Annotated in this window: 31 protein-coding genes; 30 read left to right on the top strand and 1 reads right to left on the bottom strand. The window is 63.1% G+C overall.

What is annotated here, in order from left to right; all coding sequences use genetic code 11:
• Positions 1–62 precede the first annotated feature (62 nt).
• Positions 63–1736 (bottom strand): tetratricopeptide repeat protein, encoded by a 1674-nt coding sequence (locus ACK41X_RS01055; protein WP_409718144.1) that lies wholly within the window; start codon positions 1734–1736, stop codon positions 63–65.
• Between the two features lie 286 nt (positions 1737–2022).
• On the opposite strand from ACK41X_RS01055, the gene ACK41X_RS01050 reads away from it, so the two are divergent.
• The 30 genes from ACK41X_RS01050 to rpsK all read left to right on the top strand — a co-directional run bounded on the left by ACK41X_RS01050 (position 2023) and on the right by rpsK (position 20159).
• Positions 2023–2292, top strand: coding sequence for a hypothetical protein (locus ACK41X_RS01050; RefSeq protein WP_409718141.1), 270 nt, complete (start codon positions 2023–2025; stop codon positions 2290–2292).
• Between the two features lie 566 nt (positions 2293–2858).
• Positions 2859–3230: a 30S ribosomal protein S12 gene (gene rpsL / locus ACK41X_RS01045; RefSeq protein ID WP_325703758.1), complete on the top strand. Its 372-nt coding sequence runs from the start codon at positions 2859–2861 to the stop codon at positions 3228–3230.
• An 11-nt stretch (positions 3231–3241) separates the two neighbouring features.
• On the top strand, positions 3242–3712 hold the full coding sequence (gene rpsG / locus ACK41X_RS01040) for a 30S ribosomal protein S7 (protein WP_409718137.1): 471 nt from the start codon (positions 3242–3244) through the stop codon (positions 3710–3712).
• A gap of 10 nt (positions 3713–3722) precedes the next feature.
• Complete coding sequence (gene fusA / locus ACK41X_RS01035) at positions 3723–5795, top strand: elongation factor G (RefSeq protein ID WP_409718135.1); 2073 nt, start codon at positions 3723–3725, stop codon at positions 5793–5795.
• Between the two features lie 48 nt (positions 5796–5843).
• Positions 5844–7034, top strand: coding sequence for an elongation factor Tu (tuf, locus tag ACK41X_RS01030; RefSeq protein ID WP_409718132.1), 1191 nt, complete (start codon positions 5844–5846; stop codon positions 7032–7034).
• A gap of 134 nt (positions 7035–7168) precedes the next feature.
• Positions 7169–7477: a 30S ribosomal protein S10 gene (gene rpsJ / locus ACK41X_RS01025; protein WP_086089732.1), complete on the top strand. Its 309-nt coding sequence runs from the start codon at positions 7169–7171 to the stop codon at positions 7475–7477.
• A gap of 25 nt (positions 7478–7502) precedes the next feature.
• Positions 7503–8261, top strand: a complete 759-nt coding sequence (gene rplC / locus ACK41X_RS01020; protein WP_409718127.1) for a 50S ribosomal protein L3 — start codon at positions 7503–7505, stop codon at positions 8259–8261.
• Positions 8261–8881, top strand: coding sequence for a 50S ribosomal protein L4 (gene rplD, locus ACK41X_RS01015; RefSeq protein ID WP_409718124.1), 621 nt, complete (start codon positions 8261–8263; stop codon positions 8879–8881). Before rplC ends, rplD begins: the two co-directional genes overlap by 1 nt.
• Positions 8878–9177 carry a 50S ribosomal protein L23 gene (locus ACK41X_RS01010; protein ID WP_409718121.1) on the top strand — a complete coding sequence of 100 codons (300 nt, stop codon included), beginning with the start codon at positions 8878–8880 and terminating at the stop codon, positions 9175–9177. The genes rplD and ACK41X_RS01010 overlap by 4 nt, the downstream gene beginning before the upstream one ends.
• 22 nt (positions 9178–9199) lie before the next feature.
• Positions 9200–10039: a 50S ribosomal protein L2 gene (gene rplB / locus ACK41X_RS01005; protein WP_409718118.1), complete on the top strand. Its 840-nt coding sequence runs from the start codon at positions 9200–9202 to the stop codon at positions 10037–10039.
• Between the two features lie 12 nt (positions 10040–10051).
• Positions 10052–10330: a 30S ribosomal protein S19 gene (gene rpsS / locus ACK41X_RS01000; RefSeq protein ID WP_409718115.1), complete on the top strand. Its 279-nt coding sequence runs from the start codon at positions 10052–10054 to the stop codon at positions 10328–10330.
• 18 nt (positions 10331–10348) lie between these two features.
• Entirely contained in the window at positions 10349–10732 is a 384-nt protein-coding gene (rplV, locus tag ACK41X_RS00995; protein ID WP_409718112.1) for a 50S ribosomal protein L22, read from the top strand.
• A gap of 12 nt (positions 10733–10744) precedes the next feature.
• Positions 10745–11449 carry a 30S ribosomal protein S3 gene (rpsC, locus tag ACK41X_RS00990; protein ID WP_409718109.1) on the top strand — a complete coding sequence of 235 codons (705 nt, stop codon included), beginning with the start codon at positions 10745–10747 and terminating at the stop codon, positions 11447–11449.
• Between the two features lie 12 nt (positions 11450–11461).
• A complete protein-coding gene (rplP, locus tag ACK41X_RS00985) occupies positions 11462–11875 on the top strand; it encodes a 50S ribosomal protein L16 (protein WP_409718106.1) in 414 nt (137 codons plus the stop codon).
• Entirely contained in the window at positions 11872–12072 is a 201-nt protein-coding gene (gene rpmC / locus ACK41X_RS00980; protein ID WP_409718103.1) for a 50S ribosomal protein L29, read from the top strand. Before rplP ends, rpmC begins: the two co-directional genes overlap by 4 nt.
• A 10-nt stretch (positions 12073–12082) precedes the next feature.
• Entirely contained in the window at positions 12083–12334 is a 252-nt protein-coding gene (gene rpsQ, locus ACK41X_RS00975; protein WP_409718100.1) for a 30S ribosomal protein S17, read from the top strand.
• Between the two features lie 44 nt (positions 12335–12378).
• The gene (gene rplN / locus ACK41X_RS00970; protein ID WP_325611702.1) at positions 12379–12747 is read left to right on the top strand and encodes a 50S ribosomal protein L14; all 369 of its coding nucleotides are present in this window, start codon (positions 12379–12381) and stop codon (positions 12745–12747) included.
• Positions 12747–13064 (top strand): 50S ribosomal protein L24, encoded by a 318-nt coding sequence (gene rplX, locus ACK41X_RS00965; RefSeq protein WP_409718095.1) that lies wholly within the window; start codon positions 12747–12749, stop codon positions 13062–13064. The genes rplN and rplX overlap by 1 nt, the downstream gene beginning before the upstream one ends.
• Positions 13057–13659 (top strand): 50S ribosomal protein L5, encoded by a 603-nt coding sequence (gene rplE, locus ACK41X_RS00960; RefSeq protein ID WP_409718092.1) that lies wholly within the window; start codon positions 13057–13059, stop codon positions 13657–13659. Before rplX ends, rplE begins: the two co-directional genes overlap by 8 nt.
• A gap of 40 nt (positions 13660–13699) precedes the next feature.
• Positions 13700–14005, top strand: a complete 306-nt coding sequence (gene rpsN / locus ACK41X_RS00955) for a 30S ribosomal protein S14 (RefSeq protein WP_409718090.1) — start codon at positions 13700–13702, stop codon at positions 14003–14005.
• A gap of 13 nt (positions 14006–14018) precedes the next feature.
• Complete coding sequence (gene rpsH, locus ACK41X_RS00950) at positions 14019–14411, top strand: 30S ribosomal protein S8 (protein WP_409718087.1); 393 nt, start codon at positions 14019–14021, stop codon at positions 14409–14411.
• Positions 14411–14944 carry a 50S ribosomal protein L6 gene (gene rplF, locus ACK41X_RS00945; protein ID WP_409718084.1) on the top strand — a complete coding sequence of 178 codons (534 nt, stop codon included), beginning with the start codon at positions 14411–14413 and terminating at the stop codon, positions 14942–14944. Before rpsH ends, rplF begins: the two co-directional genes overlap by 1 nt.
• Before the next feature lie 5 nt (positions 14945–14949).
• Complete coding sequence (rplR, locus tag ACK41X_RS00940; protein ID WP_409718081.1) at positions 14950–15309, top strand: 50S ribosomal protein L18; 360 nt, start codon at positions 14950–14952, stop codon at positions 15307–15309.
• A gap of 12 nt (positions 15310–15321) precedes the next feature.
• On the top strand, positions 15322–15894 hold the full coding sequence (rpsE, locus tag ACK41X_RS00935; protein ID WP_409718078.1) for a 30S ribosomal protein S5: 573 nt from the start codon (positions 15322–15324) through the stop codon (positions 15892–15894).
• A 31-nt stretch (positions 15895–15925) separates the two neighbouring features.
• Complete coding sequence (rpmD, locus tag ACK41X_RS00930) at positions 15926–16120, top strand: 50S ribosomal protein L30 (RefSeq protein WP_409718075.1); 195 nt, start codon at positions 15926–15928, stop codon at positions 16118–16120.
• Between the two features lie 118 nt (positions 16121–16238).
• Positions 16239–16874 carry a 50S ribosomal protein L15 gene (gene rplO, locus ACK41X_RS00925; RefSeq protein WP_409718072.1) on the top strand — a complete coding sequence of 212 codons (636 nt, stop codon included), beginning with the start codon at positions 16239–16241 and terminating at the stop codon, positions 16872–16874.
• 53 nt (positions 16875–16927) lie between these two features.
• A complete protein-coding gene (secY, locus tag ACK41X_RS00920; protein WP_409718069.1) occupies positions 16928–18259 on the top strand; it encodes a preprotein translocase subunit SecY in 1332 nt (443 codons plus the stop codon).
• Positions 18256–19161, top strand: coding sequence for an adenylate kinase (locus ACK41X_RS00915; RefSeq protein ID WP_409718066.1), 906 nt, complete (start codon positions 18256–18258; stop codon positions 19159–19161). The genes secY and ACK41X_RS00915 overlap by 4 nt, the downstream gene beginning before the upstream one ends.
• Before the next feature lie 171 nt (positions 19162–19332).
• Positions 19333–19701: a 30S ribosomal protein S13 gene (rpsM, locus tag ACK41X_RS00910; RefSeq protein ID WP_409718063.1), complete on the top strand. Its 369-nt coding sequence runs from the start codon at positions 19333–19335 to the stop codon at positions 19699–19701.
• A gap of 68 nt (positions 19702–19769) precedes the next feature.
• Positions 19770–20159: a 30S ribosomal protein S11 gene (gene rpsK / locus ACK41X_RS00905; RefSeq protein ID WP_325704718.1), complete on the top strand. Its 390-nt coding sequence runs from the start codon at positions 19770–19772 to the stop codon at positions 20157–20159.
• The last annotated feature ends 31 nt before the right edge of the window (positions 20160–20190 follow it).

The raw sequence follows: 20190 nt of genomic DNA, 5'->3' as shown, positions 1-20190 counted from the left end.
CCTTGCTGGTTGCAAAAGGCCGCCCTTCGGGCGGCCTTTTTGCTATGGCGATGATCGCGGCGTCATTGCTCCGGCAACCCGGCCGCAACGCCCGCCTCGATGATGAGCGCGCTTGCGTCCCGATAGCGCTGGCTGGTGTTTTGCTGCGGCGGCGCAATGTTGGCTGCGGTCGACCGAGGCCGAAGCGCAATGGTTTGCGCGAGCGCCGCCTTGGCCTCGTCGGAGCGCCCCAACCGCTGGTATGCCGCGGCCAGCAGAAAATGCGAGCGTCCTGTCGCGGGCGTAATCGCGATCGATCGCTGCAGCCAGGGCAGCGCATCCTCGTCGCGGCCCATTAGCATCGATGCCCATCCCGCCCCGAGCAGCCAGGTCCAACGCGAGACGTCCGGCGTATCGTATCGATCGGCCAGCGTGAACGTCGCCAGCGCGTCCTCGAAGCGCCCCAGTTTGATTTGCGTCAGACCGAGATTGTAGAGCACCAGGCCGTTCCACGGGTCGAAGGTCAGGGCCCTCGCGCAGGCGACCAGGGCGTCGACGAAATTGTTGGTCGCCGACAGGAATCGGCAATAGGCTTCGTGGACCGGAAGGTAATCGGGCCGGGTCCGCACCGCGTGCTTCAACATCGCGCGGGCCTTGCTTTCGGCGGCGGCGTTATCTTCGGGACTGTACCATGCCATCTGAATGCCGCGCAGCATGTGCGCGGCGAGAGCAACCTCGAGATCGACATTGTGAGGGTTGTCGGCGAGTGCCTTTTCGAGCATCGCCTGAGCGGCACCGAACCGCTCGCGGGTGGTCTGGCCGATGGCGGCCTTGGCCTGCTCGACCACAACTTTCGCACTGCCGGACTGCGTACCGGCATGGAGAATCGCGTTCATCTTTTCAGCCAGCCGGTGACCAAGTCCTGCAGTGAGGCGCGACTGCTGAAGCTGCAAATCGGACCCGTCGGTACTGACGGATATCGACGTCGTCCAGGCGACTTCGCGGGTTGGGGTTCTGGTCAGCCGTGCGCGCAGCTCCCACGCATGAGCGGTATGACGCAATTCGCCGCTCAGCTCGAATTCGGCCGGTTCGGTGCGTGCGGCTGCGGTGCGTGCCGCTGCGGGTTGCGGTGCCGTGGATGCAGTGACTGGCTGCATTGTCACCACCCGGATGTTGTCGATTCGGGCCAGGCCATCGGTGAGACTGCCAGTGACATGCGCCGCCATTGCGATGCTGTCCGGATCGTGTCCGGCGGGGATGAGCGGCATCACCACGATGGCCGGCGGCTTCGCCTGGAAAAGGAGATCCGGCACGAAAATCGATGCTGCTGCACCGAAGCCGATGACGGTGCAAAGTCCGACCAGTGCAGCGGCGGCCGGGCGGCGCAAACCCGGTCCGAAAAGCCGTTTGGCCGGGCGGCTCGTTGTTTCGGGCGGGTGAGGTAGCTCAGCCGGCCCGTGTAAAATCTCGGTTGTGAACATATAGCCGCGGCCGGACACCAGCCTGATCATCTCCCGCCGGTCGTCGCCGAGTGCCGCGCGAAGCTCGCGGATGCACTGGAAAAGGCTGTCCTCGCCGACATGGACGTTCGGCCAGATCCGGTCCATCAATTCCTGCTTGCTGATGACCCGGCCGGCATCGGTCGCGAACAGCCGCAGCATCTCGAAGGTTTTCGGCCGAAGCTTGATCGCCTTGCGATCGGGCCCGCGCAGCTCGCCGCGCTGCGGATCCAATTCAAAGCCGTTGAAACGGAACACCGTCCCCACTCCCGCGGCTCCGCAGACCGCCCAAAATGCCAGTCATTGTCAGCTCTTTGTGTACCCGGAGCCGTCCAAAAACGCCAATTTCAGAAAAATTTCAGAAATCCTGCGCCGCGCTCTCAGGACTGCGGCGCTGCGGACATGGCAACAAGTCGCCGCCGGATGGCTTTGCGGACGCCCACGGTGTCAACGACCGCGCAGCGTTTCCGCGCCGCAAAATTGCGGGTGCGAGCCAAACGGGTCATTGCCGATCATTTCGGGTCGGCCAACAGAGGGATAGATCGTGAGACTTCTGACTTTATCGATGCTTCTGGCTGGATCGATCGCATCGACCGGCGTGCTCGCCCAGTCGATGAATGAGGACGATCTGAAGTGGATCAACCAATGCATTCGCGACAATCGTGACGAAGGTGCCAGCGCCGCCGTGGTGCGGGCATATTGCGTTTGCATGAACGAGAAGATGGATTCGAACGAAACCCGGTCCATCACTCAATGGGAGAAATCCAATCCAAGCGCGCGGCGCGCCTGCGAGCGCCAGGCGGGGTGGCGCTAGCGTCGTTAGCCCGCCTTTTGGCAGGCCCGGCGGACGTCCGCCGGGTCGGCAAACGTGGCCCCACGGCTGTTCACGTGTGCGCCGGCCCCGATTGGGGGCCGCGCGACCATGTGGTTGCCGGGGAAGGGCCGGGCCTCTCCTCGGGGCGGTGCGTGGCCGCAGCTAAAATCTCAGAAAGCCCCGCAAAATCTGGCCTTCTTTGCTTGACTTGGTGTGCCCACGCCGATACATAGCGCCCACTTTTCGGCAGGCGGTGAGTATCACCCTCGTCGGCACGGCATCCCGAGAGCAGCACTAAGTCTTTGAGCCAAAGGCTCTTTTGACGGTTGCTTCGGCGGACCAGGACCTCGACGAACGATTCTCAGACGCTGCCGCTGACGGCACGAAAGCCAGTTGGAAAAGTCATGACCGTGGGGCGCAAGCCTACGCGGTCCTCTGCATCGCGAAGCGCCAATCCGCAAAGCCGGAGCGGATGGCGTGTTTTCGTTTTGCGCGTGTGAACGCGCGGTCCGGCAAGGGGCGTCCCGAGGGGCGTCCCGCACGGTGAGGATGAAGGCTTAAATCGGATGCCGACGATCAACCAGTTGATCCGCAAAGGCCGGGTGAAACCGACCTACCGAAACACGGTGCCGGCGCTGCAGGCCGCTCCGCAGAAGCGTGGCGTGTGCACGCGCGTCTACACGACCACGCCGAAGAAGCCGAACTCGGCGCTTCGCAAGGTCGCCAAGGTGCGCCTGACCAATCAGTTCGAGGTCATCGGCTACATCCCGGGCGAGGGGCATAACCTTCAGGAGCATTCGGTGGTGATGATCCGCGGCGGCCGCGTGAAGGACCTGCCGGGCGTCCGCTACCACATCCTCCGCGGCGTCCTCGACACGCAGGGCGTCAAGAACCGCAAGCAGCGCCGCTCCAAGTACGGCGCCAAACGGCCGAAGTGAGGTAGCGCGTCATGTCCCGTCGTCACTCCGCCGAGAAGCGCGAGATCAACCCGGATCCGAAGTTCGGCAATCTCGTCGTCTCCAAATTCATGAATTCGCTGATGTATGACGGCAAGAAGTCGGCCGCCGAGCGGATCGTCTATGGCGCCTTCGACATCATCGAAGGCAAGACCAAATCGAATCCGCTGCAGGTGTTCCAGCAGGCGCTCGACAACGTGATGCCCTCGATCGAGGTGCGCTCCCGCCGCGTTGGCGGCGCCACCTACCAGGTGCCCGTCGAAGTGCGCTCGACCCGCCGCCAGGCGCTCGGCATTCGCTGGATTATCGCCGCAGCGCGCGATCGTAACGAAAAGACCATGATGGACCGGCTCTCGGCCGAGCTCCTCGACGCATCCAATAACCGGGGGAATGCCGTCAAGAAGCGCGAAGACGTCCACCGGATGGCGGAAGCCAACCGCGCCTTCTCGCATTACCGCTGGTAAAGGATCCCCCATGCCCCGCAGCCATAAAATCGAGGACTACCGCAATTTCGGCATCATGGCCCACATCGATGCCGGCAAGACGACGACGACCGAGCGGATCCTCTATTACACCGGCAAGAGCCACAAGATCGGCGAGGTGCATGAAGGCGCCGCGACGATGGACTGGATGGAGCAGGAGCAGGAGCGCGGCATCACCATCACCTCGGCCGCGACCACCGCGTTCTGGAAGGACAAGCGGCTCAACATCATCGATACGCCGGGTCACGTCGATTTCACCATCGAGGTCGAGCGTTCGCTGCGCGTGCTCGACGGTGCCGTCTGCGTGCTCGATTCCAACCAGGGCGTCGAGCCGCAGACCGAGACGGTCTGGCGCCAGGGCGACAAGTACCGCGTGCCCCGCATCGTCTTTGCCAACAAGATGGACAAGATCGGCGCCGACTTCTTCAAATGTCTCGACGACATCGTGAAGCGGCTCGGTGCGAAGCCTGTGGCCATTCAGCTGCCGATCGGCTCAGAAAATCAGTTCAAGGGCGTCATCGACCTCGTGCGCATGAAGGCGGTGGTGTGGGACGACGAGTCGCTCGGCGCGAAGTATCACGACGAGGACATTCCGGCCGAGTTGCTCGATCAGGCCAAGGAATATCGCGAGAAGCTGGTAGAGGCTGCCGTTGAGCTTGATGACGATGCGCTGACCGCGTTTCTCGACGGCAAAGAGCCGGACGAGGCGACGCTGAAGAGTCTGATCCGCAAGGCGGTTCTGACCTCGGCCTTCTTCCCGGTGCTGTGCGGTTCGGCCTTCAAGAACAAGGGCGTTCAGCCGCTGCTCGACGCGGTGGTGGACTATCTGCCGTCGCCGCTCGACGTTCCGGCCATCAAGGGCGTGGACGACAAGGGCAACGAGGTCGTGCGCAAGCCGGACGACAGCGAGCCGATGTCGCTGCTCGCCTTCAAGATCATGGACGACCCCTTCGTCGGCACCATCACATTCTGCCGCATCTATTCGGGAATCCTGCAGAGCGGCACCGGCGTCGTGAATTCCACCCGCGAGCGCAAGGAGCGGGTCGGCCGCATGCTGCTGATGCATGCGAATAACCGCGAGGACATCAAGGAAGCCTATGCCGGCGACATCGTGGCGCTGGCCGGCCTGAAGGAGACCCGCACCGGCGATACGCTGTGCGATCCCGACAAGCCGGTGGTGCTCGAGAAGATGGAATTTCCCGAGCCGGTCATCGAAATCGCGATCGAGCCGAAGTCGAAGGCCGACCAGGAGAAGCTCGGCGTCGCGCTGGCGAAGCTCGCCGCCGAGGATCCGTCGTTCCGTGTCTCGACCGACACCGAAAGCGGTCAGACCATCCTGAAGGGGATGGGCGAGCTGCATCTCGACATCAAGGTCGACATCCTGAAGCGCACCTACAAGGTCGATGCCAATATCGGCGCCCCCCAGGTGGCGTTCCGCGAGCGCATCACGCAGCGTGCCGAGGTCGATTATACCCACAAGAAGCAGACCGGCGGTACCGGCCAGTTCGCGCGGGTGAAGTTCATCGTCGAGCCGAACGAGCCGGGCAAGGGCTTCGAGTTCGAAAGCAAGATCGTCGGCGGCGCAGTGCCGAAGGAATACATCCCCGGCGTCGAAAAGGGGTTGCAGAGCGTCCTGGGCTCGGGCGTGGTCGCGGGCTTCCCGGTGGTCGACGTCAAGGTGCAGCTGGTCGACGGCGCCTATCACGAAGTCGACTCGTCGGCGCTGGCCTTCGAGATCGCGGCACGGGCTGCATTCCGCGAAGCGCTGCAGAAGGGCAAGTCGGTCCTGCTCGAGCCGATCATGAAGGTCGAGGTGGTGACCCCGGAAGACTATACCGGCTCGGTCATCGGCGACCTGAATTCGCGGCGCGGCCAGATCCAGGGCCAGGACATGCGCGGCAACGCCAACGTGATCAACGCGATGGTGCCGCTCATGAACATGTTCGGCTACGTCAATACGCTGCGCTCGATGTCTCAGGGGCGTGCGACCTTCACCATGCAATTCGATCACTATGCCGAAGCGCCGCGAAACGTCTCGGACGAGGTCCAGAAGAAGTTCGCGTGATCTGAAAGTTTAGACCAACCGTCAGAAGGACCCGGAAGGGAGAGTTCTATGGCTAAAGAGAAATTCAACCGCAGCAAGCCGCACTGCAATATCGGCACGATCGGCCACGTCGACCACGGCAAGACGTCGCTGACGGCTGCGATCACCAAGGTTCTGGCGGAGACGGGTGGTGCGACTTTCACCGCCTATGACCAGATCGACAAGGCGCCGGAGGAGAAGGCGCGCGGCATCACCATCTCGACCGCGCATGTCGAATACGAGACCGAGAAGCGGCACTATGCGCATGTCGACTGCCCGGGCCATGCGGACTATGTGAAGAACATGATCACTGGCGCGGCCCAGATGGACGGGGCGATCCTGGTCGTGTCGGCCGCCGACGGCCCGATGCCGCAGACCCGCGAGCACATCCTGCTCGCCCGCCAGGTCGGCGTGCCGGCGCTGGTCGTGTTCCTGAACAAGGTCGACATGGTCGACGATCCGGAACTGCTTGAGCTCGTTGAGCTCGAAGTGCGCGAGCTTCTCTCGAAGTACCAGTTCCCGGGCGACAAGATCCCGATCATCAAGGGTTCGGCGCTGATGGCGCTGGAGGACAAGGATCCCAAGCTCGGCAAGGAAGCCATCCTCGAGCTGATGCGCAATGTCGACGAATACATTCCGCAGCCGGAGCGTCCGAAGGACCAGCCGTTCCTGATGCCGGTCGAAGACGTGTTCTCGATCTCGGGCCGCGGCACCGTCTGCACCGGCCGTGTCGAGCGCGGCGTGATCAAGGTCGGCGAGGAAGTCGAGATCGTCGGTCTGAAGCCGACCCAGAAGACCACCGTGACCGGCGTCGAAATGTTCCGCAAGCTGCTCGATCAGGGCGAGGCGGGCGACAATATCGGCGCTCTGCTGCGCGGCACCAAGCGCGAGGAAGTCGAGCGCGGCCAGGTGCTCTGCAAGCCGGGTTCGGTGAAGCCGCACACCAAGTTCAAGGCCGAGGCCTACATCCTCACCAAGGACGAGGGCGGCCGCCACACGCCGTTCATGACCAACTATCGTCCGCAATTCTACTTCCGCACGACGGACGTGACCGGCATCGTGCACCTGCCGGAAGGCACCGAGATGGTGATCCCCGGCGATACGGTGACCATGACCGTCGAGCTGATTGTTCCGATCGCGATGGAAGAGAAGCTGCGCTTCGCCATCCGTGAGGGCGGCCGCACCGTCGGCGCGGGCGTCGTCGTCAGCATCATCGAGTAACGAGCAGACTGAAAATGTCGTCCCCCGCGAAAGCGGGGGACCCAGTACCCGCGGACCGCGGGTTGAACCATAGACCTCAGCGTTTACTGGGTCGTCCGCCTGGCGGACGGCGGCAGTTCAGAGAGAAACGACAAATGAACGGCCAGAATATCCGGATCCGGCTCAAGGCGTTCGATCACCGCATCCTCGATGCGTCGACCCGCGAGATCGTCAACACCGCCAAGCGCACGGGCGCTCAGGTGCGTGGACCGATTCCGCTGCCGACCAAGATCGAGAAGTTCACGGTGAACCGCTCGCCGCATATCGACAAGAAGAGCCGCGAACAGTTCGAGATGCGCACCCATAAGCGCCTTTTGGACATCGTCGATCCGACGCCGCAAACGGTGGACGCGCTGATGAAGCTCGACCTCGCCGCCGGCGTCGATGTCGAGATCAAGCTCTGAGCCGCGCACGTAAGGAACCATAGCCATGCGCACCGGTGTGGTCGCACAAAAGGTCGGAATGACGCGGGTCTTCACCGAGGCCGGCGAGCATGTGCCGGTGACGGTGCTGAAGCTCGCGGGCTGTCAGGTCGTTGGTCATCGCACCAAGGACAAGAACGGCTATGTCGCGCTGCAGCTCGGCGCCGGCAGCCGCAAGGTCAAGAACGTCTCCAAGGCGGAACGCGGCAATTTTGCCGTCGCCAAGGTCGAGCCGAAGAGCAGGATCGTGGAATTCCGCGTCAGTGACGACGCCTTGATTCCCGTTGGCGCCGAAATTACGGCCGACCATTTCGTGGTCGGGCAGTTCGTTGACGTGACCGGCACCACCATCGGCAAGGGCTTTGCGGGCGGCATGAAGCGCTGGAATTTCGGCGGCTTGCGCGCCTCGCATGGTGTGTCGATTTCGCACCGCTCGATCGGTTCGACCGGCGGGCGTCAGGATCCGGGCAAGACCTTTAAGAACAAGAAGATGCCGGGTCACCTCGGTGTCGAGCGTGTCACCACGCTCAATCTCAAGGTGGTGCAGACCGACATCGAGCGCGGGCTGATCCTGGTCGAGGGCGCGGTGCCCGGCCACAAGGGCGGATGGATCACGGTGCGTGACGCGGTGAAGAAGGCGCTGCCGAAGGATGCGCCGAAGCCCGGCAAGTTCCGCGAATCCGGTGCCGCCAATGGTGCCGCCGACAAGCCGGCCGAAAATGCGGCCGCGCCTGCGGCCGAAGCCGAGACGAAAGAGGGCGCGTGATGGAACTCAAGATGCTTGCGCTCGACGGCAGCGAAGCCGGCGCCGTCACGCTGAACAAAGACATCTTCGGGCTCGAGCCGCGTGCCGACCTGATCCACCGTTGCGTGGTGTGGCAGCTCGCCAAGCGGCGGGCCGGCACCCACAAGGTGAAGAATCGCGGTGAGATCGCCCGCACCGGCAAGAAGCTTGCAGCGCAGAAAGGCACCGGCGGTGCGCGTCACGGCTCGCACCGGGTGAACCTGTTCCGCGGCGGCGGCCGCTCGTTCGGTCCGGTCGTGCGCAGCCATGAAATCGGTCTGCCGAAGAAGGTGCGCGCGCTCGCGCTGCGCCATGCCTTGTCGGCCAAGGCCAAGGACGGCGGCATAATCGTGCTGAACGAGGCCAAGCTCCAGGAGGCCAAGACCAAGGCTTTGACCGAGCGTTTCGCCAAGCTCGAGATCGCCAATGCGCTGATTATCGACGGGGCGGAAATCGACACCAATTTCCGCAACGCAGCGCGCAACATCCCGCATGTGGACGTGCTGCCGGTTGCCGGCATCAACGTCTACGACATTCTCCGCCACGGAAAGCTGGTGCTGACCAAGGCCGCGCTTGACGCATTGGAGGCGCGCTTCAAATGAGCACGAACGACCCGCGGCATTATGACGTGATCCTGTCGCCGGTGATCACGGAAAAATCGACGAACGCGTCCGAGTATAACAAGGTCGTGTTCAAGGTGCGTCTCGATGCGACCAAGCCGCAGATCAAGGACGCGGTCGAGAAGCTGTTCGACGTGAAGGTGAAGGGCGTCAACACCATTGTCCGCAAGGGCAAGGTGAAGGCGTTCCGGGGCATCGTCGGCAATCAGTCCGATACCAAGCGCGCGATCGTGACCCTCGAAGAGGGGCACCGCATCGACGTGACGACGGGCCTCTGAGAAGCGTGGCAGGAAACACGTCATGGCACTGAAAAAATATAAGCCGACCACGCCGGGCCAGCGTCAGCTGGTTCTGGTCGACCGTTCGGCCCTGTACAAAGGGGCTCCGGTCAAGACCCTGACCGAGGGCAAACCGTCGACGGGCGGCCGCAACAACAACGGGCGCATCACCACGCGGTTCCGCGGCGGCGGTCACAAAAAGACCTACCGGGTGATCGACTTCAAGCGGCGCAAGTTCGACGCGCCGGCCAAAGTCGAGCGGCTGGAATACGATCCGAACCGCACCGCCTTCATCGCGCTCGTGAAATACGAGGATGGCGAACTCGCCTATATCCTGGCGGCGCAGCGCCTCGCGGTTGGCGACACCATCGTCGCCGGCGAGCATGTCGACGTGAAGCCGGGCAATGCCATGCCTGCCGGAAACATCCCGGTCGGCACGGTCGTGCACAATATCGAGCTGAAGATCGGCAAGGGCGGCCAGATCGCTCGCTCGGCCGGATCCTACGCGCAGATCGTCGGCCGCGACGGCGAATACGTGATCCTGCGGCTCAATTCCGGCGAGCAGCGGCTGGTGCATGGCCGCTGCATGGCCACGATCGGGGCGGTGTCGAACCCCGACCATATGAATATTTCGATCGGCAAGGCGGGGCGTAGCCGGTGGCTCGGGCGGCGTCCGCATAACCGTGGCGTGGCGATGAACCCGGTCGATCACCCCCATGGCGGCGGCGAAGGCCGCACCTCGGGCGGTCGTCACCCGGTCACACCGTGGGGCTTCCCGACCAAGGGCAAGAAGACCCGCAAGAACAAGTCCACCACCAAGTTCATCGTTTCGAGCCGCCACGCTCGGAAAAAGAAGAAATAAGGAACGTTCGTCATGGCGCGTTCGGTTTGGAAGGGTCCATTCGTCGACGGCTATCTGCTGAACAAGGCAGAGAAGGCGCGTGCGTCGGGACGGCATGAGGTCATCAAGATCTGGAGCCGCCGCTCGACCATTCTGCCGCAATTCGTCGGCCTGACCTTCGGTGTCTATAACGGTCAGAAGCATGTGCCGGTGCAGGTCACCGAGGAAATGGTCGGGCACAAGTTCGGCGAGTTCTCGCCGAGCCGCACGTTCCATGGCCACGCGTCGGACCGCAAGGCCAAGCGCGCTTGAGATTGAGAGGGTAAAGTCATGGGCAAACCGGCGCGCGAGCGTACGCTCCCCGACAACGAAGCCAAGGCGGTCGCTCGCAACATCCGGGTGTCGCCGCAAAAGCTGAATCTGGTTGCGCAGCTCATTCGCGGCAAGAAAGTCGCAATGGCGCTGAACGATCTGCAGTTTTCGCGCAAGCGCATCGCGGTCGACGTTAAGAAGTGCCTGGAATCGGCGATCGCCAACGCCGAGAACAATCACGACCTCGATGTCGACGATCTGATCGTGGCGGAAGCCCATGTCGGCAAGGGCCTCGTCATGAAGCGCTGGGCGTCGCGTGGTCGCGGCCGCTCGGGACGCATTTTGAAGCCGTTCTCTCACCTGACCATCGTGGTGCGTCAGGTCGAGCAGAAAGCGGCTTAAGGAGAATTTGGGATGGGTCAGAAGATCAACCCGATCGGGCTGCGGCTCGGCATCAACCGGACCTGGGATTCGCGCTGGTATGCCGGCAAGAATGAGTACGGCACGCTGTTGCACGAGGACATGAAGATCCGCGAAGCGCTGATGAAGCTCTTGAAGCAGGCGGCGGTGTCCAAGATCGTGATCGAGCGCCCGCACAAGAAGTGCCGCGTGACGATCTATTCGGCGCGCCCGGGCGTCGTGATCGGCAAAAAGGGCTCAGACATCGAGAAGCTGCGCAAGACCGTTGCAAAGCTCACGCAGTCGGATGTTGTCATCAACATCGTCGAAATCCGCAAGCCCGAACTCGACGCCCAGCTGGTCGCCGAATCGATCGCCCAGCAGCTCGAGCGCCGCGTCGCGTTCCGCCGGGCCATGAAGCGTGCGGTGCAGACGGCGATGCGGCTCGGCGCGGAAGGCATCCGCATCAATTGCTCGGGCCGTCTCGGCGGCGCCGAAATCGCGCGTCTCGAATGGTACCGCGAAGGCCGGGTGCCGCTGCATACGCTGCGCGCCGACGTCGACTACGGTGTGGCGACCGCCTTCACCACCTATGGCACCTGCGGCGTCAAGGTGTGGATCTTCAAGGGCGAGATACTGGAGCACGACTCGATGGCCCAGGACAAGAAGATGAACGAGGCCGAAGCTGGGCGTCCGCGCCGGGAAATGGCCGCGGGATAACGAGTAACCGTCATGCTGCAACCCAAGCGAACCAAATATCGCAAGGCCCATAAGGGACGCATTCACGGCGTCGCCACCTCGGGCAATGCGCTCGACTTCGGCCAGTACGGGCTGAAGGCGATGGAGCCGGAGCGCATCACCGCGCGCCAGATCGAGGCAGCGCGCCGTGCGCTGACCCGTCACATGAAGCGGGCAGGGCGGGTGTGGATCCGCATTTTCCCGGACGTGCCGGTGTCGAAGAAGCCGATCGAAGTGCGCATGGGCAAGGGCAAGGGTACCCCCGAATTCTGGGTCGCCCGCGTCAAGCCGGGCCGTGTGATTTTCGAGATCGACGGCGTACCGGTTGCCCTTGCTCGCGAGGCGCTGACGCTTGCCGCCGCCAAGCTGCCGATCAAGACGCGCTTCATCCAGCGCATTGCGGAGTGACGACCATGAAGGCCGCAGACGTCAAGGTGATGACGGTCGACCAGATTGAGGACGAGGTGCTCAAGCTGAAGAAGGAGCAGTTCAACCTGCGCTTCCAGCGCGCCACCGGTCAGCTCGAGAACACCTCGCGCGTGCGCCAGGTGCGCCGCGACATCGCGCGCCTGAAGACGGTCGCGCGCCAGAAGAAAGCCAAGTAAGGGGCCCGTTATGCCGAAGCGTCAACTGCATGGCCTCGTGGTCAGCGACAAGCAGGACAAGACCGTGGTGGTTTCCGTCGAGCGCCGTTTCACGCATCCGGTGCTGAAGAAGACCATCCGGCGCACCACCAAGTTCCACGCCCATGACGAGACCAACGAATTTGCGGTCGGCGACATGGTCTGGATCGAGGAACACAAGCCGATCTCCAAGCTGAAGCGCTGGAAGGTGATCCAGGGCGAGAAAAAGAAAAAGGTGCTGTGAGCGCGGCGTATCGCGGTCGTGGCAGATGAAGGATTAGGTGCCCCATGATTCAGATGCAGACCAACCTGGACGTTGCCGACAATTCCGGCGCGCGCCGCGTCATGTGCATCAAGGTGCTGGGCGGATCGAAGCGGAAATACGCCACCATTGGCGACGTCATCGTCGTCTCGGTGAAGGAGGCGATCCCGCGCGGCCGCGTCAAGAAGGGCGACGTCATGAAGGCGGTCGTCGTGCGCATTTCCAAGGACATCAAGCGCTCGGATGGCTCGGTGATCCGGTTCGACCGAAACGCGGCGGTGCTGATCAACAATCAGCAGGAGCCGGTTGGCACCCGCATCTTCGGCCCGGTGCCGCGTGAATTGCGCGCCAAGAACCATATGAAGATCATTTCGCTCGCGCCGGAGGTGCTGTGATGGCGGCGAAAATCCGCAAGGGCGACAAGGTCGTCGTATTGACCGGCCGTGACAAGGGCCGCACCGGCGAGGTGATCGCGGTGCATCCGTCCGAGGGGCGGGCGCTGGTGCGCGGCATCAACATGGTCAAGCGCCACCAGCGCCAGACCGCGCAGCAGGAAGGCGGCATCATCTCCAAAGAGGCGACGATCCACCTGTCCAATATCGCGATCGCCGATCCCAAGGACGGCAAGCCGACCCGCGTCGGCTTCAAGATGATGAACGACGGACGCAAGATCCGCGTCGCGCGGCGTTCGGGAGTAGAGATCGATGGCTGAAACCGAAAAGCCCAAAGCCGAAAAGTCGAACAAGGGTGCGCCGGCTGGAGCTTATGTTCCGCGGCTAAAGACCCAGTTCGAGCAGGTCATCCGTGGCAAGATGACCAAGGATTTCGGCTATACCAATCCGATGCAGGTTCCTGCGATCACGAAGGTCGTGCTCAATATGGGAATCGGCGAGGGCGTCAACGACCGCAAGAAGGTCGAAAATGCCGCCAACGATCTGACGCTGATCGCCGGGCAGAAGGCGGTGATCACCAAGTCGCGCAAATCGATCGCAACCTTCAAACTGCGTGACGGCCAGTCGATCGGCGCCAAGGTGACGCTGCGCAAGACGCGCATGTACGATTTCATCGACCGGCTGGTGAATATCGCGCTGCCGCGGGTGCGCGACTTCCGCGGGCTCAATCCGAAGAGCTTCGACGGCATGGGCAATTATTCGTTCGGTCTGAAGGAGCACATCGTGTTCCCGGAGATCGATTACGACAAGACCCAGGATACCTGGGGCATGGACATCACGATTTGCACGACGGCGCGTACCGACGAAGAGGCGCGCGCGCTGCTCGCGGCATTCAACTTCCCCTTCCGGCAGTGAGGGCCGAATACCCTCAGACGCGGATAGTCAGGAGACTTTGATGGCGAAGAAGAGTTCGATCGAAAAGAACAAGCGGCGGCGCAAGATGGCCAAGACCTTCAGTGGCCGGCGCGCGCGGCTGAAGGCGATCGTCAACGACAAGACCAAGCCGATGGAAGAGCGCTTCCAGGCCTCGCTGAAGCTTGCCGAACTGCCTCGCAATTCCGCGCCCTCGCGCATCCGAAACCGCTGCGAAGTGACCGGCCGGCCGCGCGCCTATTACCGCAAGCACAAGCTGTCGCGAATCGCGCTTCGTGAACTCGGCAACAAGGGCCTGATTCCCGGCCTCGTGAAGTCGAGCTGGTGAGGAGGGGAAGGCCATGAACGATCCCATCGGCGATCTCATCACCCGCATCCGCAACGCCCAGGAGCGCCACAAGCAGAAGGTGTCGTCGCCTGGCTCCAAGCTCCGCGAGCGCGTGCTCGAAGTGCTGAAGTCGGAAGGCTATATCCGCGGCTACTCCGCGGTTGCCCACAAGGATGGCCGCAGCGAGCTCGAGATCGAGCTGAAATATTTCGACGGTGCGCCCGTGATTCGTGAGATCGCGCGCGTTTCCAAGCCCGGCCGCCGGGTTTATGTGGCGGTAAAGAACCTGCCGCGGGTCAATAACGGCCTCGGCATCTCGATCCTCTCGACCCCGAAGGGCGTCATGGCGGACCATTCCGCACGCGACGCCAATGTCGGCGGCGAACTGCTTTGTACGGTGTTCTGATGTCGCGCGTCGGCAAGAAACCGGTCTCCGTTCCGTCGGGTGTGACTGCCAATCTGTCCGGCAACACCATCAATGTGAAGGGACCGAAGGGCACGCTCTCGCTCGTTGTCGACGAGCGGGTCGCTGTCAAAATGGACAAGAGCGAGATCAAGGTCGATCCCAAGGACGACAGCAAAGAGGCGCGTGCCCTGTGGGGCACGACCCGCGCCAACCTGAACAACATCCTGACCGGGGTGACCAAGGGCTTCGAACGCAAGCTCGAAATCACCGGTGTCGGCTATCGCGCCGCGGTGCAGGGCAAGAACCTGCAGCTTGCGCTCGGCTACAGCCACGACGTGCTCTATCCAATTCCGGAAGGCATTGCGGTGGCGACCCCCAAGCCGACCGAGATCGTGGTAACGGGCATCGACAAGAAGAAGGTGGGGCAGGTGGCGTCCGAAATCCGCGCCTATCGGCCGCCGGAGCCCTACAAGGGCAAGGGCGTGCGGTATGCCGACGAGTTCATCTTCCGCAAGGAAGGCAAGAAGAAGTAACGACGATGGCACACAAGACCACAACAGAGCGCCGCAAGGCGCGCGTGCGCCGCTCGATCAAGGCGGCGGCCAACGGCCGCATGCGGCTTTCGGTGCACCGCTCGTCGAAGCATATCTATGCGCAGGTGATCGACGACACCAAGGGCGTGACGCTGGTGGCGGCGTCTTCGCTGGAGAAGGCGCAGCGCGAGGCCGGCAAGACCGGCGCCGATATCGAGGCGGCCAAGGCGGTGGGCAGGCTGGTTGCCGAGCGCGCCGTGGAAAAGGGCATCAAGAACGTGGTCTTCGACCGCGGCGGCTACATGTATCACGGGCGGGTCAAGGCGCTCGCCGATGCCGCCCGCGAAGGCGGCCTGAGCTTCTAAAGGATCGACAGAATGGCACGAGAACCCAGGCGCGAACGCGAACGCGGTGAACGGGGCGAGCGGGAAGAGTCGGAATTCATCGACAAGCTCGTTCATATCAATCGCGTGGCGAAAGTGGTGAAGGGCGGTCGGCGCTTCGGCTTCGCGGCACTCGTCGTCGTCGGCGACCAGAAAGGCCGGGTCGGTTTCGGCCACGGCAAGGCGCGCGAGGTGCCGGAGGCGATCCGCAAGGCAACCGACGCTGCCAAGCGCGCGCTGATCAGGGTGCCGCTGCGCGAAGGCCGCACGCTGCATCATGACGTCGCCGGACGCCACGGCGCAGGCAAGGTGCATCTGCGTGCCGCGCCCGCCGGTACCGGCATTATCGCCGGCGGCCCGATGCGCGCGGTGTTCGAATCGCTTGGCATGCAGGACGTGGTGGCCAAATCGCTCGGGTCGTCGAATCCGTACAACATGGTGCGGGCAACGTTCGATGCATTGAAGAACCAGGATTCACCCCGGTCGGTCGCGGCCCGCCGCTCGATGAAGGTTTCGACCCTTCAGGCGCGCCGCCGCGAAGAGGGTGTCGAGGCGACGGCCGAGTGATCGGCAATTTGATTTCGGAAGGCAACGCGTGATGGCAGCGAACAAGACAATCAAGGTCGAGCAGGTCGGCAGCCCGATCCGCCGCGAGGCGTCGCAGCGTCGGACCCTGATCGGACTCGGGCTGAACAAAATCGGCCGCACCAGGGAATTGCCGGACACCCCCTCGACACGCGGCATGATCGCGAAGGTCGCGCATCTGGTCCGGGTGGTCGAAGACGGAAAGTGAAGGATTGTCCTGCCCGCGCCGCTCGCGGGCATCTGCGTCTCCTCTGAAAATCGGGGCATGACGCGGTTGGCCGGGAAAGGTCCGGCCATGACGGAAAAGAGAATGAGGACGTAGGGTCATGAAGCTCAACCAACTGGCCGGCCGACCCGGCTCTTCCAAGGGTCGCACCCGTGTCGGGCGCGGCATCGGCTCGGGCAAGGGCAAGACCGGCGGGCGCGGCGGCAAGGGCCAGACCGCGCGATCGGGCGTGCGCATCAAGGGCTTCGAGGGCGGGCAGATGCCGCTGCACCGGCGTTTGCCGAAGCGCGGTTTCCGCAACACCGCGTTCCAGCTCGATCTCAACGAGGTCAATCTTGGCCGCGTTCAGGCAGCGATCGACGCCAAGCTGCTCGACGCCGGAAAGCCGGTGGACGTGGACGCCCTGGTCGAGGCCGGCGTGCTGAGCCGCGCACGTGAAGGCGTCAAGCTGCTGGGCGGCGGCGAAATCAAGGCGAAGGTCGAATTCGCGGTGTGGCGTGCCTCCAAGTCCGCGGTCGCCGCGGTCGAGAAGGCGGGCGGCAGCGTGAAGATCCTGGCGCCCGCGAAGGAAGAGCCGAAAGAGCCGCGTGGCAAGAATGCCCGTTTTGCCGCGGGCATCGACAAGCCGAAGGTCGTCGAGGCCGCGCCGGCCCAGGCGGGCAAGAAAAAGGCCGACGCCGGCGAGACCGCGAAGGCCGAAAAGCCGGCCAAGCCCGCGGGCAAAAAGCCCGCCTGATCCCTACATGACGCCGGGACGTCATAGGGGCTAAAGCGGGGGCAGGAGCGAGCATGGTCTCAGCAGCGGAACAACTTGCGGCCAATATCAACTTCTCCGCGCTCGCAAAGGCCGAGGAGCTGAAGAAGCGGATCTGGTTCACGCTCGGTGCGCTGCTGGTCTATCGGCTTGGCACCTATATTCCGCTGCCCGGCATCGATCCGACCGCCTGGGAACAGATTTTCCGCACCCAGGCCGGCGGCATCCTCGGCATGTTCAACATGTTCGCGGGCGGCGGCATTCAGCGCATGGCGATTTTTGCGCTGAATATCATGCCGTATATTTCGGCCTCGATCATCATCCAGCTGATGACGACGGTGTCGCCGACCCTCGAAGCCCTCAAGAAAGAGGGTGAATCGGGCCGCAAGACCATCAACCAATATACCCGGTACCTTACGGTCTTCCTGGCCGCCATTCAGGCCTATGGCATCGCCATCGGTCTTGAGGGTGCCGGCAACGTCATCAGCGAACCGGGCTGGTTCTTCCGCATCTCCACCGTGATCACGCTGACCGGCGGCACCATGTTCCTGATGTGGCTTGGCGAGCAGATCACCTCGCGCGGCATCGGCAACGGCATCTCGCTCATCATCATGGCGGGCATCGTTGCAGAATTGCCGTCGGCAATCGCCGGCACTCTGGAACTCGGGCGTCAGGGCGCCCTCTCCACCGGTCTGATCCTGATCGTGATCGTGATGGCCTTCGTGGTCACCGCCTTCATCGTGTTCATGGAGCGCGCACAGCGCCGCCTCCTGATCCAGTATCCGAAACGGCAGGTCGGCAACCGCATGTTCGAAGGGCAGACCTCGCATCTGCCGCTCAAGCTCAACACCGCGGGCGTCATTCCGCCAATCTTTGCCTCGTCGCTGCTCTTGCTGCCGACCACGATCGCGAATTTCAACGCAGGCCAGGGACCGGCTTGGCTTACCACCATCACCACGCAGCTTGGTCATGGCCGGCCGCTCTTCCTTGTGCTCTACATCTCGCTGATCATCTTCTTCGCGTTTTTCTACACGGCGATCGTATTCAATCCGACCGAGACCGCCGACAATCTGAAGAAGCATGGCGGTTTCATCCCGGGCATTCGGCCGGGCGAGCGGACGGCGGAATATATCGACTATGTGTTGACCAGGATCACCGTGGTCGGGGCGATCTATCTTTCGATCGTCTGCCTGATACCCGAAATCCTGATTTCCTATGCAGCGGTGCCATTCTATTTCGGCGGAACGTCGCTTCTGATCGTGGTCAGCGTGACCATGGATACGGTCGCGCAGGTGCAGGGGCACCTGCTCGCGCACCAGTATGAAGGCCTGATCAAGAAATCGAAGTTGCGGGGGCGACGCAGATGAGGCTGATCCTGCTCGGACCGCCGGGAGCGGGCAAGGGCACCCAGGCGCAGCGGCTGGTCGAGAAGCACGGCATCGTGCAACTCTCGACGGGAGACATGCTGCGCGCCGCGGTCAAGGCGGAAACGCCGGTCGGGCTGCGTGCCAAGGACATCATGGCACGCGGCGAGCTGGTGCCGGACGATGTGGTCGTCGGCATCATCGAAGAACGGATCGCGCAGCCGGACGCTCGTAAGGGCTTCATTCTCGACGGCTTTCCGCGCACCGTCGCCCAGGCCGAGGCGCTGGAAAAGCTTTTGGCGAAAAAGGGCTTGAAGCTCGATGCGGTGATCGAGCTTGAGGTCGATGACGACATCCTGCTGAAGCGAATCGAAAACCGGGTCGCGGAAATGAAGGCGCGCGGCGAAGCGGTGCGGGCCGACGACAATGCCGAATCGCTCAAGAAGCGGCTCGACGCGTATCACGCCCAGACGGCGCCCTTGTCTCACTATTACCGCAAAAAGGGCCTGCACAAAGCGACCGATGGCATGGCTTCAATCGACGAGGTCACGGCCGCGATCGGGAACCTGCTGAAGCCTGCGGTTCCCCGTAAAAAGGCTCCGCCGCGAAAGCGCGCCGCGCGCGCCGCGCCGGGCCGCCGGCCCGCCGGCCGTAAGCCCGCATCCCGGTCAGGTGCTGGCCGTGCGGCCTCCAAAACCGCGCAAAAATCCGCGAAAAAGGCGCGCTCCGGGCTCAAAAAAGCGGTCAAGGTCCGGCCTAAAAAGGCAGTTTCGAAGGCCAGGTCTGCAAAATCGGCGAAAGCAGCCGGGGCCCGTCACAAGGCCGTCAAGAGCAGGAATTCGACCCGGAACCGGGCATCAAAAGCCCGATCGGGGCGTGACCGGAGGTTGACGAAACGCCGGTGAAACCGTACATACCGCGCCATTCAGTGGGAGAACGTATGCGCGATACCGGGCCCCGGAAGAGGCGGGGGCAAGGTGTCGTGGTAACCCTTTGCGGTCCCCTCCGAAAGACACGGACAGAGCAGGAAGGCTGATCGGCGGCCCGGAACGGCCGCCGGCACATGGAGCGAGATCGTGGCCCGTATTGCAGGCGTCAATATTCCAACCAACAAGCGCGTGGTCGTCGCGCTTCAGTATATTCACGGCATCGGCGCGCATGCGGCCGACCAGATCATGCAGCAGCTACACATCCCGTATGAACGGCGTGTGTCGCAGCTGACAGACGCCGAAGTGCTGCAGATTCGCGAGATGATCGACCGTGAATATACGGTCGAGGGCGATCTGCGTCGCGAGACGGCGATGAATATCAAGCGCCTCATGGATCTCGGCTGCTACCGCGGCTTGCGCCATCGTAAAGGCTTGCCGGTGCGTGGCCAGCGGACCCACACCAATGCCCGCACCCGAAAGGGTCCGGCCAAGGCGATTGCAGGCAAGAAGAAGTAATTGACGGGATTCTCGCCCGGGTCGCCAGTCGCGAATGGCGATACTTGGGCGCTTCGAAAGGGACCAGAATGGCAAAGGAAGTAACGCGCGTCCGCCGCCGGGAGCGCAAGAATATTGTGTCCGGCGTCGCCCATGTGAACGCCAGCTTCAACAACACCATGATCACCATAACCGACGCGCAAGGCAATACAATTGCGTGGTCGACGGCGGGGACCATGGGTTTCAAGGGCTCACGAAAGTCGACACCCTACGCTGCGCAGGTGGCGAGCGAAGACGCTGCGAAGAAGGCGGCCGAGCATGGCATGCGGACGCTGGAAGTCGAGGTCTCGGGGCCGGGTTCGGGCCGCGAAAGTGCTCTGCGTGCGCTGCAGGCGGCAGGCTTCACCATCACCTCGATCCGGGACGTAACGCCGATCCCGCATAACGGCTGCCGGCCGAGGAAGCGACGCAGGGTATGACGTCTACGACGGCGTGGCGGCCGGACGAGGC

This window comes from Pseudorhodoplanes sp. (assembly GCF_046289595.1).
GTDB lineage: Bacteria > Pseudomonadota > Alphaproteobacteria > Rhizobiales > Xanthobacteraceae > Pseudorhodoplanes.
Note: the sequence above shows the minus strand (reverse complement) of the source record. Positions and strands in the feature narration are given on the sequence as shown.

Excerpts from the sequence above, each read along its gene's own strand:
- rpsL (WP_325703758.1), top strand. The coding sequence starts at position 2,859 with ATGCCGACGATCAACCAGTTGATCCGCAAAGGCCGGGTGAAACCGACC.
- rpsG (WP_409718137.1), top strand. The coding sequence starts at position 3,242 with ATGTCCCGTCGTCACTCCGCCGAGAAGCGCGAGATCAACCCGGATCCG.
- fusA (WP_409718135.1), top strand. The coding sequence starts at position 3,723 with ATGCCCCGCAGCCATAAAATCGAGGACTACCGCAATTTCGGCATCATG.
- tuf (WP_409718132.1), top strand. The coding sequence starts at position 5,844 with ATGGCTAAAGAGAAATTCAACCGCAGCAAGCCGCACTGCAATATCGGC.
- rpsJ (WP_086089732.1), top strand. The coding sequence starts at position 7,169 with ATGAACGGCCAGAATATCCGGATCCGGCTCAAGGCGTTCGATCACCGC.
- rplC (WP_409718127.1), top strand. The coding sequence starts at position 7,503 with ATGCGCACCGGTGTGGTCGCACAAAAGGTCGGAATGACGCGGGTCTTC.
- rplD (WP_409718124.1), top strand. The coding sequence starts at position 8,261 with ATGGAACTCAAGATGCTTGCGCTCGACGGCAGCGAAGCCGGCGCCGTC.
- ACK41X_RS01010 (WP_409718121.1), top strand. The coding sequence starts at position 8,878 with ATGAGCACGAACGACCCGCGGCATTATGACGTGATCCTGTCGCCGGTG.
- rplB (WP_409718118.1), top strand. The coding sequence starts at position 9,200 with ATGGCACTGAAAAAATATAAGCCGACCACGCCGGGCCAGCGTCAGCTG.
- rpsS (WP_409718115.1), top strand. The coding sequence starts at position 10,052 with ATGGCGCGTTCGGTTTGGAAGGGTCCATTCGTCGACGGCTATCTGCTG.
- rplV (WP_409718112.1), top strand. The coding sequence starts at position 10,349 with ATGGGCAAACCGGCGCGCGAGCGTACGCTCCCCGACAACGAAGCCAAG.
- rpsC (WP_409718109.1), top strand. The coding sequence starts at position 10,745 with ATGGGTCAGAAGATCAACCCGATCGGGCTGCGGCTCGGCATCAACCGG.
- rplP (WP_409718106.1), top strand. The coding sequence starts at position 11,462 with ATGCTGCAACCCAAGCGAACCAAATATCGCAAGGCCCATAAGGGACGC.
- rpsQ (WP_409718100.1), top strand. The coding sequence starts at position 12,083 with ATGCCGAAGCGTCAACTGCATGGCCTCGTGGTCAGCGACAAGCAGGAC.
- rplN (WP_325611702.1), top strand. The coding sequence starts at position 12,379 with ATGATTCAGATGCAGACCAACCTGGACGTTGCCGACAATTCCGGCGCG.
- rplX (WP_409718095.1), top strand. The coding sequence starts at position 12,747 with ATGGCGGCGAAAATCCGCAAGGGCGACAAGGTCGTCGTATTGACCGGC.
- rplE (WP_409718092.1), top strand. The coding sequence starts at position 13,057 with ATGGCTGAAACCGAAAAGCCCAAAGCCGAAAAGTCGAACAAGGGTGCG.
- rpsN (WP_409718090.1), top strand. The coding sequence starts at position 13,700 with ATGGCGAAGAAGAGTTCGATCGAAAAGAACAAGCGGCGGCGCAAGATG.
- rpsH (WP_409718087.1), top strand. The coding sequence starts at position 14,019 with ATGAACGATCCCATCGGCGATCTCATCACCCGCATCCGCAACGCCCAG.
- rplF (WP_409718084.1), top strand. The coding sequence starts at position 14,411 with ATGTCGCGCGTCGGCAAGAAACCGGTCTCCGTTCCGTCGGGTGTGACT.
- rplR (WP_409718081.1), top strand. The coding sequence starts at position 14,950 with ATGGCACACAAGACCACAACAGAGCGCCGCAAGGCGCGCGTGCGCCGC.
- rpsE (WP_409718078.1), top strand. The coding sequence starts at position 15,322 with ATGGCACGAGAACCCAGGCGCGAACGCGAACGCGGTGAACGGGGCGAG.
- rpmD (WP_409718075.1), top strand. The coding sequence starts at position 15,926 with ATGGCAGCGAACAAGACAATCAAGGTCGAGCAGGTCGGCAGCCCGATC.
- rplO (WP_409718072.1), top strand. The coding sequence starts at position 16,239 with ATGAAGCTCAACCAACTGGCCGGCCGACCCGGCTCTTCCAAGGGTCGC.
- secY (WP_409718069.1), top strand. The coding sequence starts at position 16,928 with ATGGTCTCAGCAGCGGAACAACTTGCGGCCAATATCAACTTCTCCGCG.
- ACK41X_RS00915 (WP_409718066.1), top strand. The coding sequence starts at position 18,256 with ATGAGGCTGATCCTGCTCGGACCGCCGGGAGCGGGCAAGGGCACCCAG.
- rpsK (WP_325704718.1), top strand. The coding sequence starts at position 19,770 with ATGGCAAAGGAAGTAACGCGCGTCCGCCGCCGGGAGCGCAAGAATATT.